The organism is Planctobacterium marinum (assembly GCF_020687805.1).
Lineage (GTDB): Bacteria > Pseudomonadota > Gammaproteobacteria > Enterobacterales > Alteromonadaceae > Planctobacterium > Planctobacterium marinum.
The window spans coordinates 789156-801690 of record NZ_JAJEWQ010000003.1; the positions used below are offsets into that span (position 1 = coordinate 789156).

The window sequence follows — 12535 nt, forward strand, 5'->3', positions numbered from 1 at the left end:
CCGAACGTGCCAAAATAAGGTATAAACAAGCGTGCTACTCTCACTACAGGAGCCATTTTTGAGTTCACCCTACAGCCTCGAAGAACAGCTGAATTTTACATTGCGCCTGTTCGTATTATTGACGGTACTGGAATTGCTCAATTTAGTGACCGGGCGCCAGTTAAATCACCTGGCGCTAGTGCCTCGAGAAATTGACGCTCTGGGAGGCATTTTTATCAGTCCGTTTTTGCACGGAAGCCTGATGCATTATGCCTCTAACATTATCCCCATCTGCCTGTTCAGCCTGTTGGTGATGCAATATGGCCGTAAGGTCTGGTGGCAGGCCAGTGCTTTTATCCTGGTGTGTACCGGAATATTAGTATGGCTGTTGGGCAGAGACGCATATCACCTCGGCTCTTCCGGTATGGTGTACGGCTATTTCGGCTTTTTATTATTTGCCGGCTTTATCAGCCGCAGTATTAAGTTGATACTGATCTCCCTGTTAGTGGGCTTTTTTTATGGCGGACTCATTTTCGGCGTATTGCCCATGCGGCCTTATATTTCCTGGGAATCCCACCTGTTCGGCTTTGTGGTGGGTATCGGCGCTGCGCGATTATTTGTGAAAAAAGTCAGAAAATAGGTCAAATTCCACCGGCAATACCTGCAACTTTGGTTCAGGCAGCGGTATAATCCAGTCACTTTAAAAATATGCAAATCCCATGACCCAAGTAAATAAGCAAAACTCTCACCAGCAACCACAACAGGGCGGCTTTTTTGGCAACCTGCTGTTTAATATCATTTTACCCACCCTGATCCTCACCTATCTCAGCAAACCTGAGTATCTTGGACCGGCTATGGGTATCGTTGTCGCCTTGGCGTTCCCCATTGGATATGGCATCAAGGATCTAACCTCTTCCGGAAAAATAAACCCGTTTTCCGTCCTGGGCATCATTAGTGTCTCCCTGACTGGTGGTTTTAGCTTAATGGAGCTGGACCCGCAATATATAGCGGTTAAAGAAGCGGCGATACCAGCTGTCATTGGTATTGCAGTGTTAGTGAGTAATCGCACTCAATATCCATTGGTGAAGACTTTTATTCTGAATGAACAACTGATTAATCTGCCACTGCTCAATAGTGCATTAGCGGCAAAAAACAACCTGCAAGCCTTTGAACGCAAAGTGGCACAAAGCTCTATGATAGTGGCCGGTTCGTTCTTTTTATCCGCCACCTTAAATTACATTCTGGCAAAGGTTTTACTGATAAGCCCACCGGGTACGCCGGAATACAATGAAGAGCTGGGTAAAATGACAGCGATGAGTTATCCGGTGATAGTGATCCCCAGCATGATTGTTTTGTTCATTGCGCTGTGGTTTTTATTCAGCCAAATGAAAAAACTCACCGGTCAGGATATTGAAACCTTTTTAAACGAAGCACAACAAGAGCAACAAAAAGGCTAACCGAGGCGGTTATACATAAGGTCTGTTGCACTTTACAGTACAGATTTTGTTCTGAACAGGCGTGTTGTAGTCACGAAACAGACCCTAATCACAGAAAAAGGCAATAACCATGACAATTACCGGCAAATTTGACGTTACACTGACACCAATGGAGCCCCATATCCAGGGACAACACGGCGTTAATCTGGGCCGTATGGCCATCGAGCAGGTTGAAGGAAGTCTTGAGGGCAAGCAAGGCAGTTTTGTACTTCAACACTTTGGCGTGATGTGCGCAGGAGAGAACCGCCTGATATGATACCAGTTCCATTATATATTTACCCACCTCAGTGGGTGATGAAAGGCATTTAGACAAGGCGGATGTTTGCAGGTCTAGCGGGCCTAAATCAAAAACATCCAACACGGTATAAATGCTTTTCAGCCCCATCGTAGACGCGCCTCAGGAACATTATTTCTTTGTTACCAACATGGATGTTGGTAAGGGGCGAGAGCAGGATGCGTTAAGCTTTGTGCGAAGTTCACAAGACCACCAGTATTCTTTCATTCGCACGCCTCGAACTAATGTCCCTGAGGCTGCGCTGAGAGGGCAAATATATAGTGGAACTGGTATTGTCAGTAGTGCCAGATTCAGGTACCGCAGAACTAACAGGGTTAACGGGCAAGATGCATATTCGAATCGAAGGTGGCGTACACTTCTACGACTTCGCGTATCAGCTCGACTAGCTCAGCATCAGGAAACCCGTTTTTCAGTGGCCACCAGATAGACGCCGGTCATCACCAAACTGATACCGATAATATGCGCAACACCAAAGGGTTCCTGTAACAACGCAACGGCAAACAATGCGGTAATCACCGGCCCAAGCCCCCCTAAAATACTGACGTGTTGTGGGCCAATACGACTGATAGCGGCAGCAATCAGCAATGACGGGATCACGGTACACAGAATCGCCAAAACCAACACATGAAGATAAACCTGCCAGGGCAGGTTCACTATCTGCACTTCCCCCATGATGGTCAGGTGTAGTGCAACAGACACTGAAGCCACCAGCATTGCCAGACAGGTAAACGCCTGAGAGCCAAGGTTTGCAATACCGGTTTTACTCAGTATCAGATACCCACCAAATGCCGCAGCACTGATCAAGACCAGGCTTCCCCCCCACAAGACTTCAAGCATGTTACTCTGAATTTCGACGCCCAATACCACCAGAATACCCAACCAGGTTGCCGCCAACGCAAAAATGGTATTGCGTCCGGGAATGGTTCGCCAGATAAGCCAGCTAAACAACATCACAAAACCAGGATAGGTGAACAAAATGAGTCGTTCCAGCTGAGCACTGATCAACGTCAGGCCCATCAGATCCAGTAAGCTGGCCAGGTAATAGCCCAGCACACCCGACCACAAAATCACCCATTTGTTGGTGTGTATCTTTGTCCATGAAAGTGCATGGCGTTTGTGGGAAAAACCTAAGATCAGTAAATATACAGGCGCTGAAAACAACATTCTCAAGGCTATTACCTGATAGGCGTCCACGTCGTATTGATAAGCCAACTTGATGACAATGGACTTAAAAGAAAACAAAATAGTGCCAAAGATAGCCAACAGGATACCCAGTGAGCGTTGTCCGGAAATAGATTGGTATGGGGATAACATGACGATCCGTTGAAGTTGCGAGCGCGCAACTATACTGAAAAAGACAATGCAGGGTAGCAATTTCGCCATTAAAACCAAAATACAGATATGGCATAGTCAATAGCTGAAGTTCAATGACCAGGAGGCTACTTATGACTGACTTTTCAGGACACGATGCCAACAATACCGATACCTGGTGGCGGGGGGCCGTCATTTATCAGATATATCCGCGCAGTTTTTGCGATGCCAACCAGGATGGGATCGGCGATCTACAGGGCATTATCAGCAAACTGGATTATATTCATTCACTCAATGTGGATGCCATCTGGATATCGCCTTTTTTTACCTCACCAATGAAAGACTTTGGTTATGATGTCAGCAATTACCGGGAAGTAGATCCGATATTCGGTCAGCTTGACGACTTTAAAGAACTGCTCCGTCAGGCCCATGCCCGCAACATCAAAGTGATAATTGATCAGGTGTTAAGCCATACTTCCGATCAACATCCCTGGTTTGTTGAGAGTCGTCAGGATAAAAACAACGCCAAAGCTGATTGGTATGTGTGGCAGGACCCATTGGGAGATGGCACACCGCCCACTAACTGGCAAAGTGTGTTTGGTGGCTCTTCCTGGCAATGGGACAGTCGTCGCCAGCAGTACTATTTACATAATTTTCTGGTCAGCCAACCCGACTTAAACTTCCACAATCCAGAGGTGCAACAGCAAATGCTGGAAGAAATGCAGTTCTGGCTGGACCTGGGTGTGGATGGATTTCGCCTTGATACGGTGAATTATTACTTTCACGATGACCAATTGCGCAACAATCCGGGACTCAGGCAGGACAGGCGCAAACTGTTTAATCCTTACGACTTTCAGTCTCATCTGTACGACAAAAACCGTCCACAAAGCATTGCCTATACACAGCGCATGCGCCATCTACTAAATCAATATCAGGCCCGCATGTTGATGGGTGAAATTGGTGATAAAAATGCCGAAAAAATGATGCAGGACTACACCGGCGGCCAGAATAAACTGCACACGGCGTACAGTTTCCGGTTGTTAAACGAAGAGTTTGGCGCACAATATTTCGCCGATGTTATTGCTCAGCAGGAAACCTTACTCACGGATGGATGGCCCAGTTGGGCATTTAGCAATCACGATATTACCAGGGTGCTGTCCCGCTGGGGAGACCGCTTTGAACAGCAGGATAAATTAGTCAAAACCTTGTTGGCTTTTTTGTTTTGTTTGCGCGGCAGTGTCTGCCTCTACCAGGGCGAGGAGTTGGGCCTGCCGGAAGCGACGTTAACGTTTGAACAACTACAGGACCCCTGGGGCATTACCTTCTGGCCCGAATTTAAGGGGCGCGATGGCTGCCGCACCCCAATGCCATGGGACAGCAACGCGCCAAACGCCGGGTTTACTGACGCTTCCCCCTGGTTACCCGTTGCCCAAAGTCACTATCCACTAGCCGTTCAGACGCAAACCCAGGCCCCCGACTCAACACTTAATTTCACCCGGCAATTTCTGGCTTTTCGCAAGACCCAGGCTGCACTTATTTGCGGTGATATCCACCAGATAAACGCTGACGGTGAGCTGCTCAGCTTCCGTCGCGTTGACGATACTATGGTATTGCAATGCCTGTTCTGGTTTAGTGACCAGCCGCGACAGATAACAAAAACAGGGAACATTCTTAGTCAGAGCGATACCCTGGTGATCGAAAACGACCAGCTGACGTTTAAAGGACCGGGATATGTTATTTTTCAGGAAACGCCCGTTCAACCTGCTGATACACAATGACAATTGACGACTGCAGCCATTGAAAGATAACCTGAAAGCAACTCACAAAAACAACGAGTAATTATGTCAGAAGAACAACACATACTTTTAAAAGCATTGACGATTACCGATTACCAACAGGTAAAAACGCTGATGGATGAAGCCTACCCGGATTTGGGCGGAGCCTGGCCACGTCATACGCTGGAGCGCCTGGTGAAGCACTTTCCGGAAGGGCAAATAGGTGTGTTTGAAGGCGAAACCCTGGTGGGCTTAGCCTTTTCTCTGCGCGTGGATTACCAAAAGTTTTCCAACCCTCACACCTACGATGACATCGTAGACAGCAACGATAATGTTAAAGGCAATGACGATGGCGACGCCATTTATGGCCTGGATGTGGTAATCGCGAAAAGTCACAGAGGTATGCGTTTGGGTCGACGATTATACGATGCGCGTAAAGATGTCTGTCGACAATACAATCTGAAAGGCATACTGGCCGGAGGTCGCATCCCAAACTACCACCAACATGCGGAGCAACTGACGCCACAAGAATACATCAACGAAGTGGCGAATCACGCCATCTATGATCCGATCCTCAGTTTCCAGTTATCCAACGACTTCCGGGTAATCCGGTTGTTGCGCAAATACATTCCCGAAGACGAAAAATCCGGCGGTTTTGCCACCCTGCTGGAATGGAACAACATTTTGTATGAACCCGCGCAAACGGTATTTACCATGCCGAAACCGATAGTACGGGTGGGCGCGGTACAGTGGCAGATGCGGGAAGTAGACTCACTGGAAGAGCTGCTTTCTCAGGTAGAATACTTTGTAGACACCGTGTCTGATTATCAGAGTGATTTCATCGTGTTCCCGGAATTTTTTAATATGCCGCTGATGGGCCTGAAAAAGGAAGTAAATCAGCAAATCGAGGCCATCCATTATCTGGCTACCTACACCAACCAGATTGTGGAAGCCATGTCGCAAATGGCGGTGGAATATAATGCCAATATCATTACCGGCTCGATGCCGATAATGGAAGAGGGAGAGTATTACAACGCGTCTTTCCTGTGCCATCGCAGTGGCAAAATTGACGAGCAACGCAAAATTCACATCACCCCGCATGAACGCAACGACTGGGCATTAAAGGGCGGCTCGGATCTACAGGTGTTTGAAACCGACGCCGGACGGGTCGGCATTTTGATTTGTTATGATGTGGAATTCCCGGAACTGGGTCGCTTGCTGGCAACCCAGGGGTTAGATATCTTGTTTGTGCCCTTCTGGACTGACACGAAAAACAGCTATTTGCGGGTGCGACTGTGCGCTCAGGCCAGAGCCATCGAAAACGAGTGTTATGTGGTGATTGCCGGTAGTGTAGGCAACCTGCCACAGGTGGAAAGTCTGGATGTACAATACGCACAATCTGCGGTGTTAACTCCGTCTGATTTTCCCTTTCCTCATGACTCGATTCTCAATGAAGCTACCCCCAACACTGAGATGTTGTTATTTTCCGATCTGGATATGACCAAGCTGAAAATATTGCATAGCGAAGGCACGGTGCAAAATCTGAAAGACCGACGAGATGATCTCTACAAGGTGAGCTTTGTGAAAAAATAACCCGGTAATCAGCGTCAGGTGCGGGATTCCGCACCGAAGCTTAACAGGTGGCCGTCCGGGTCCTGAATGCTGAATTCCTGCATGCCATACTCGGTTTGTTTAAGCGCGGTTGGTTGAAACTTTTTCTTCAGCAAGGCATCGTGTAGGGCTTTAATATTGGCGGGATAAAAATAAAAATTAACCGCCCAGTTATGATTCAGCAACGGGTCAATCGCGGCGTCTGCCTGCGGCGCAGATTCTGACTCAGACAGCATAAATTCGGTACCATCAGCGGCAATGATACCCCAACGAAAGTGAATGAGTTCTTCCATCGGGCTGAGTAATTCAAACCCCAGTGCATCCTGATAAAAGTCCAGACTTCTGAATATGTCTTTGACATTCAGCATGGGGGTCATCTTTCCGGGTCCGGTCATCAGTGTTTCCCTTTTTAACGTTTGCCTTCAAGCACTTCTCTCATGCGTTCCTGAGCACATTTAATCAACATATCGGGTTGGAATTTGGAAATAAAGCGGTTGCAGCCCACTTTCTCCACCATCGCCTCATTGAAATTACCACTTAACGACGTGTTCAGAGTAATAAACAGGTCTTTTAATCTGGCATCCGCTCGCACTTCAGCGGTTAACATATAACCATCCATTTCCGGCATTTCAGCGTCAGTAAACATCATTAATATTTCATCGTTGATGGATTTACCCTGGTCTGCCCACTGTTTTAATAAACGCAGCGCCTGCAAACCATCCTGACGCTCTATCACCTCAATACCCACCTGCTTCAGCGATTCTTTGATCTGCTGTCTGGCAGTGTTGGAATCGTCAACAATTAAGACCCGCTTGCCTTTCAGATGTTCATTGACTTCATCATCCAGAATTTCTTTGGAGACCTTAATATCATAGGAAACGATTTCAGCCAGCACCTTCTCGACATCGATGATCTCAACTATCTGCTTGCGACCTTCTAAATCAATTTGAGTAAACGCCGTCAGGTAGTTGTTTTTACCCGCGCTGTTTGGTGGCGGCAGGATCTCAGCCCAGGACAAATTGGTGATACTCAAAACCGGACCGATTAAAAACCCCTGCACGGTGCGGTTGTATTCGGTGATAATCACATTGCGGTTATCACCCAAGGGCGATGGCGGCATTTTTATCGCCCGACGCAAATCCACAATGGGCACTGACAAACCACGCAGACTGGCAACTCCACACAAGTGTTCATGCGACCCAGGCATCTGAATCATTTGCGGCACGGGGATCACTTCCCGTACCTTAAACACGTTCATAGCAAAAATCTGTTGTGAATTCAGACGAAAAAGTAAAAGCTCGAGGCGGTTTTCACCCACTAACTTTGTACGCTGATCAACAGAGGCAAGAAGACCTGACATTTCACACCTGTAAGCAAAGCCCAGAATTGACTGCGACTTCGTGAATTAGATTTTAAAACTTTACATCTAATGTAGTATTCGGGCAAATGTGAATGGCGATTTTTACAATTGAACCCCTGACCAGGAAAACGTATGCTGCAGACTTCAGGATGTTTTTTGAACCCGAGGTTTAGGTGTTAAAAAGGGCAATACTCATCAGTCAGGTGCTTTTCGGCTTGGTTTCGTTGTCGTTATTGGCAAGGGAAACACCAACACTGTCATTGTGCATTGACCATTACCCACCTTTGCAAATCGTACTGGAAAATGGTCTGGCAACCGGCGAAAATGTCGAAGTGGCACGACAGTTCGCACAAAATCTCGGCTATCAACTCACGTTTACCACTGATATTCCCTTTAAACGCTGCCTGCAATGGTTGGAAGATGGCGAAGTTGACCTGATGATAGGCCTGCTGGACTCAGCACAACGACAGCAAAACTACCACATGTTTTTGTACGACGATCACACCATCAAGCGCTTTTTTATCCGCAATGAAGCGGAGGATATTTTAGACTTCTCAGACCTTGCGGGTCTCAATATCGCCGTGGTCAGAGGCGCGAGACAATTTGACCTCTTCGATAATGCGCCTGGTGGTTATTTTAACCGGGTTGCAGTCAACACCTTACCCGCCGCCTTCGGCATGTTAGCCAAAGGCCGAGTCGATGCCGTCGTTTGTACTGATTATTACGGTACCAACATTGTAAAAAGTCACCCTGAATTTACAGATTCCATAAAGCAGGCCAGTTATCAGGTAATCAATGGGACCAAAGTTTATATCGCGCTTTCCCGTCAGTCCGAATTTGCCTTTGATGCCCAACGCATGAATCAAAAGGCAATTGAGATGTACTTATCCGGTGAGTTTGAACAATTGATGCAAACCTTCCAGCGCCACAACCCTCAGTGGTATTAGCAAAATTTGAAATAAAATACCAACGCGCCCGGTTTTTATTGTCAGATAATCTAACCGGACAGAACCAATGAGAAAATTGTTAGTATGGTGTTTTGCTTTATTGTTTAGTGCAGCCAGTGCGGCTGACGAACCTGTGTACCGTTCCTTTTTCGGCGATGAGGCCATTGATGGTTATGACACTGTCGCCTACTGGACAGATAGTCAGGCTATTGAAGGCAAGAAAGAGTTTACCTATGAATACAAGGGTGCAAAATGGCGCTTCGCATCACAGAGCAACATGCAGTTGTTCATTGCTGATCCGGAAAAGTACCTGCCTGAGTATGGCGGTTACTGTGCCTGGGCTATGGCTGATGATCGCCTGGCAAGCGTAGACGGTGAAGCCTGGACACTGTTTGATGGCAAACTTTACCTGAATTACAACAAGAGCGTCATGGAGGACTGGCGGGAACAAAAAGCGCTGTTTGTTGAGCAAGGCAACGGATTTTACAAAGAACGATTCCCCGAGCAAGCGCAATCCGCCTGGTATTAACGCCCCCCTTCAAACTAAATGTCGCTGCGCCTGCTCCTGTTAAAGTCTGCAGGCGACAGCCAGCACGGTGTATTGCAATTGCCTTTTGACCAGGCTGGAATTCGCTATGTATCCCATATTCATCAATAGCTGCCGTTAATCAATCATTTATCGTGAGAATTTTGTCGCTTTTCACACAAAACTCATTCCTTTGGTTATACTCTGAAAGTACTGAGAAATTGAATGCTGCCCGTTTCCCGACCAAAAGGGAAACTCACTGAACACAGCCTCTAAAGGACCCGCGTTTGACCAAACCTGATTACACCATTACAGCGTCCCGTTTTGGCTATAGCAGCCTCTATCTGGCACTTTTTATTGGTTTTATCGCCACGGGATACATCCTCTCGTTTGTTACCTTTCAGTCACAGGTAATGCCCATCTGGTTACCCGCAGGCATCGCTCTTTCGGGTTGTTTTATCCTTGGACCGCGTTTTTATCCCGCCGTATTACTGGGCTCATTTATTTTTAACTGCTCGGTTACCCCCGGCTTTCAACTTACCGCGGTGTTTACATCGGTGGGCCTGCAAAACTTAATTATCGCATGTGGTGCTACACTACAGGCGATTGCAGGCGCACTGCTGCTCAGGTACTGGACCGGCAACCCTCTGCACGTGGATAGCGCCAGAGTCGTCAAATTCATTGTATTTGTTGGCGTCTTACTCAATTTGTTATCTGCCAATATCGGCGTCTGGTCATTAAGCGAATTCAATCCCAGTTACAATCACGATGACTATTGGACCAATGTGGTTTTCTGGTGGTTGGGAGACTCGCTGGGTGTTTTGATGGCAACGCCATTGCTTCTGTGCCTGATGGAAATCAACAGTGTAAAACAACAAATACGACAAGCCCGTTTTGTGGTCATTTCGGCTGTGATTTGTTTGTTTGTGTCGGTAGTTTCAATCTCCTGGTTTTTTATCGAAAAAGAAAAGAATACATCGCTCAACTGGTTGCAAAAGGAAGCCCAGCAAATTGAAAACCAGGTATACAGAGAGCTTACAAAAACCATAGTGCAACTGGGAGAAGTATCCACCTTTGTTCAGCAAAATCCGGCACTCAGTAAAACTGAATTTGAAGACAAAGCCAAAGTCTATACAGCCAATTCAGAGGTGCTTAGCTCTATCTCCTGGAACCCGATTATTGACGCTGAAGATGTGCAACAGCACGAGATGCTACTGCAGCAAATTTATCAGCATGATGTCTCTATTGAAGGTCGCCCTCTGACCCCGTCGGACCCGATTAATTATATAAAATATGTATATCCGGAAGAAGGCAACCGCAGTGCTATTGGCTACAATGTATTTTCCAACCCGGTGCGCAAAAACACTTTAAACACCATTTTGCAAAACTTTCAGCCTCGCGCCACTCCGATCGTACATCTGGTTCAGGATGAGCTGCCCATTCCCGCATTTTTGTTGTACTTTCCGGTTATTCAAAATCAATCGACACAGCTCAGCCAGGCCAGTATTAAAGGCATGGTAACTGGCGTGTTTTACACCAAGATTCTGATGAAACAGGCCCTCAATGCCACGGATAAAGAGGTGTTTTTTGTCGAAACCTTTGAAGCAGACAAAGACATTCCGTTTTTCAAAAACTTTGAAGGAAACGATAAAGCGGTTGCACATAACTACTTCAAAACGATTGATATCAACCTGATTGGACAATCCTGGAAAATCAAACTCACCCTGAATCAGGGGTATATCTCAGCCCGTCAAAACAATGCCTTTGGCCCGCTGTTTTTATTGCAGGTGTTCACAGTAGCGGGCATCATTCTGATCGTGTTGATGATGAATTCGCAACAACAGTTTCTGGACAACCTGGTGGACGGCAAAACGGCCTCTTTGCGGGAAGCGACGCTAAAAGCCAAACAGGCCAGCCAGGCTAAAAGTCGATTTTTAGCCAATATGAGCCACGAGATCCGAACCCCGATGAACTCAGTAATTGGTTTTGCACAACTTGCCAACACCAGTGACAACGTGGACGAGATAAAATTTTATCTCAATAAAATCAGCACCTCCTCGAAATTACTGCTTAACATCATTAACGATATTTTGGATATCTCAAAAATCGAATCGAATAAATTTGAACTGAGTGTTGAGACCTTCAGTGTGTCTGAGTCAATTCACTCTGTCAGCGAGATGTTTAGTGCCTTAGCAGAAGACAAAAACCTGTACTGGCGGTTTAAAAGTGCCATCCCGCAAGACCTCTGTGTACTTGGCGACAAAACCCGCTTCGAGCAGGTATTGATGAACCTGTGCAGCAACGCACTTAAATTTACCAGTACAGGGGGGATATCGTTGCTCTGCTGGCTCACCGATTCATCAGCTGGTTATGCCAGTTTAAAAATAGATGTAATCGATACCGGAATTGGTATTTCAGAGGAAAAGCGCAAAGAGCTGTTCAAACCTTTTGTTCAGGCAGACTCCTCCACGTCCAGGCATTTTGGCGGCACCGGTTTGGGGCTTGCCATATCAAAAGAATTAAGCCAGCTTATGCAGGGCGATATTACTATCTCTGCACATCATCCACAGGGTTCAATTTTTAGTTTCCGATCCCGCTTTTTGTTGACCGATGAGAAACCACCTCAATCTGAGGTCAGAGAGGATATCGACGTTAGTTCACTGAATTTACTGGTGGCTGAAGACAATGAAATTAATCAGCAGGTCATCGCGGCCATGTTGCAACAACTACGGGTTAACTTTCACATTGTGAGCAATGGGCAACTGGCAGTCGAGGCACTTGCTGAACAGAATTATGATGCCGTATTAATGGATTGCCAAATGCCGGTGCTTGATGGTTACGAAGCCACAAAACGACTCAGAAGTAACCGCAGTACGCAAGATCTTCCCATCATTGCGTTGACCGCCGATGCGGATTCTCAGAGTCGTGAATATGCGCTGTCAATTGGTTTCAGTGCCCACGTGACCAAACCGGTAACCATTGACGCACTGCGTGAATGTTTAGCCAATGTGGTTACGGACAAGCAACAATCAGACCTGAATAGTAGTATCTGATACCGGTTTTGAGAGTACTGATAGTCTGCCCGCACCGCGCAAAAATGCTATGCTCACCTTTGCTGATTAACAAAAGGATACGATTATGTTACCGCTGAAAGGCTTGCGAACAGGACTTCTGATACATTGCCTTGTGCTTTGTGGATATGCATTTGCGGCGCCGCCAGCAGATGAAGCAACCG

At 46.8% G+C, this 12535-nt stretch carries 11 protein-coding genes and 1 pseudogene; 9 read left to right on the top strand and 3 right to left on the bottom strand.

What is annotated here, in order from left to right:
- The first annotated feature begins 58 nt into the window (after positions 1–58).
- The 4 genes and pseudogenes from LJ740_RS13245 to LJ740_RS13260 all read left to right on the top strand — a co-directional run bounded on the left by LJ740_RS13245 (position 59) and on the right by LJ740_RS13260 (position 2156).
- On the top strand, positions 59–619 hold the full coding sequence (locus LJ740_RS13245) for a rhomboid family intramembrane serine protease (protein WP_229529570.1): 561 nt from the start codon (positions 59–61) through the stop codon (positions 617–619).
- Between the two features lie 79 nt (positions 620–698).
- Positions 699–1436 carry a VC0807 family protein gene (locus LJ740_RS13250; protein ID WP_229529571.1) on the top strand — a complete coding sequence of 246 codons (738 nt, stop codon included), beginning with the start codon at positions 699–701 and terminating at the stop codon, positions 1434–1436.
- A 109-nt stretch (positions 1437–1545) separates the two neighbouring features.
- Positions 1546–1728 (top strand): annotated as a pseudogene (locus tag LJ740_RS13255) (DUF3224 domain-containing protein); the annotation flags it as partial.
- A 314-nt stretch (positions 1729–2042) separates the two neighbouring features.
- Positions 2043–2156, top strand: coding sequence for a DUF3224 domain-containing protein (locus tag LJ740_RS13260; protein WP_377306741.1), 114 nt, complete (start codon positions 2043–2045; stop codon positions 2154–2156).
- Between the two features lie 7 nt (positions 2157–2163).
- On the opposite strand, the gene LJ740_RS13265 is transcribed toward LJ740_RS13260, so the two are convergent.
- Complete coding sequence (locus LJ740_RS13265; protein ID WP_229529572.1) at positions 2164–3084, bottom strand: DMT family transporter; 921 nt, start codon at positions 3082–3084, stop codon at positions 2164–2166.
- A gap of 131 nt (positions 3085–3215) precedes the next feature.
- Here LJ740_RS13265 and LJ740_RS13270 point away from each other — a divergent pair, with 131 nt between their 5' ends.
- Positions 3216–4859: an alpha-amylase family glycosyl hydrolase gene (locus LJ740_RS13270; protein ID WP_229529573.1), complete on the top strand. Its 1644-nt coding sequence runs from the start codon at positions 3216–3218 to the stop codon at positions 4857–4859.
- 63 nt (positions 4860–4922) lie between these two features.
- The gene (locus LJ740_RS13275; RefSeq protein ID WP_267498244.1) at positions 4923–6449 is read left to right on the top strand and encodes a carbon-nitrogen hydrolase family protein; all 1527 of its coding nucleotides are present in this window, start codon (positions 4923–4925) and stop codon (positions 6447–6449) included.
- A gap of 14 nt (positions 6450–6463) precedes the next feature.
- Here LJ740_RS13275 and LJ740_RS13280 read toward each other — a convergent pair whose 3' ends face one another.
- Positions 6464–6862: a VOC family protein gene (locus LJ740_RS13280; protein WP_229529574.1), complete on the bottom strand. Its 399-nt coding sequence runs from the start codon at positions 6860–6862 to the stop codon at positions 6464–6466.
- Between the two features lie 14 nt (positions 6863–6876).
- Complete coding sequence (locus tag LJ740_RS13285) at positions 6877–7827, bottom strand: chemotaxis protein CheV (protein ID WP_229529575.1); 951 nt, start codon at positions 7825–7827, stop codon at positions 6877–6879.
- A 173-nt stretch (positions 7828–8000) separates the two neighbouring features.
- On the opposite strand from LJ740_RS13285, the gene LJ740_RS13290 reads away from it, so the two are divergent.
- From LJ740_RS13290 to LJ740_RS13300, 3 genes are all read left to right on the top strand, one after another.
- Complete coding sequence (locus LJ740_RS13290) at positions 8001–8774, top strand: substrate-binding periplasmic protein (RefSeq protein WP_229529576.1); 774 nt, start codon at positions 8001–8003, stop codon at positions 8772–8774.
- Positions 8775–8841: 67 nt separating this feature from the next.
- Positions 8842–9303, top strand: coding sequence for a YHS domain-containing (seleno)protein (locus LJ740_RS13295; protein ID WP_229529577.1), 462 nt, complete (start codon positions 8842–8844; stop codon positions 9301–9303).
- Positions 9304–9587: 284 nt separating this feature from the next.
- Entirely contained in the window at positions 9588–12353 is a 2766-nt protein-coding gene (locus tag LJ740_RS13300; RefSeq protein ID WP_229529578.1) for a CHASE domain-containing protein, read from the top strand.
- Positions 12354–12535: the final 182 nt, after the last annotated feature.

What these genes read in the sequence shown, in the direction of transcription:
- LJ740_RS13250 (WP_229529571.1), top strand. Translation starts at nt 699, where the DNA reads ATGACCCAAGTAAATAAGCAAAACTCTCACCAGCAACCACAACAGGGC.
- LJ740_RS13265 (WP_229529572.1), bottom strand. Translation starts at nt 3,084, where the DNA reads ATGTTATCCCCATACCAATCTATTTCCGGACAACGCTCACTGGGTATC.
- LJ740_RS13270 (WP_229529573.1), top strand. Translation starts at nt 3,216, where the DNA reads ATGACTGACTTTTCAGGACACGATGCCAACAATACCGATACCTGGTGG.
- LJ740_RS13275 (WP_267498244.1), top strand. Translation starts at nt 4,923, where the DNA reads ATGTCAGAAGAACAACACATACTTTTAAAAGCATTGACGATTACCGAT.
- LJ740_RS13280 (WP_229529574.1), bottom strand. Translation starts at nt 6,862, where the DNA reads ATGACCGGACCCGGAAAGATGACCCCCATGCTGAATGTCAAAGACATA.
- LJ740_RS13285 (WP_229529575.1), bottom strand. Translation starts at nt 7,827, where the DNA reads ATGTCAGGTCTTCTTGCCTCTGTTGATCAGCGTACAAAGTTAGTGGGT.
- LJ740_RS13295 (WP_229529577.1), top strand. Translation starts at nt 8,842, where the DNA reads ATGAGAAAATTGTTAGTATGGTGTTTTGCTTTATTGTTTAGTGCAGCC.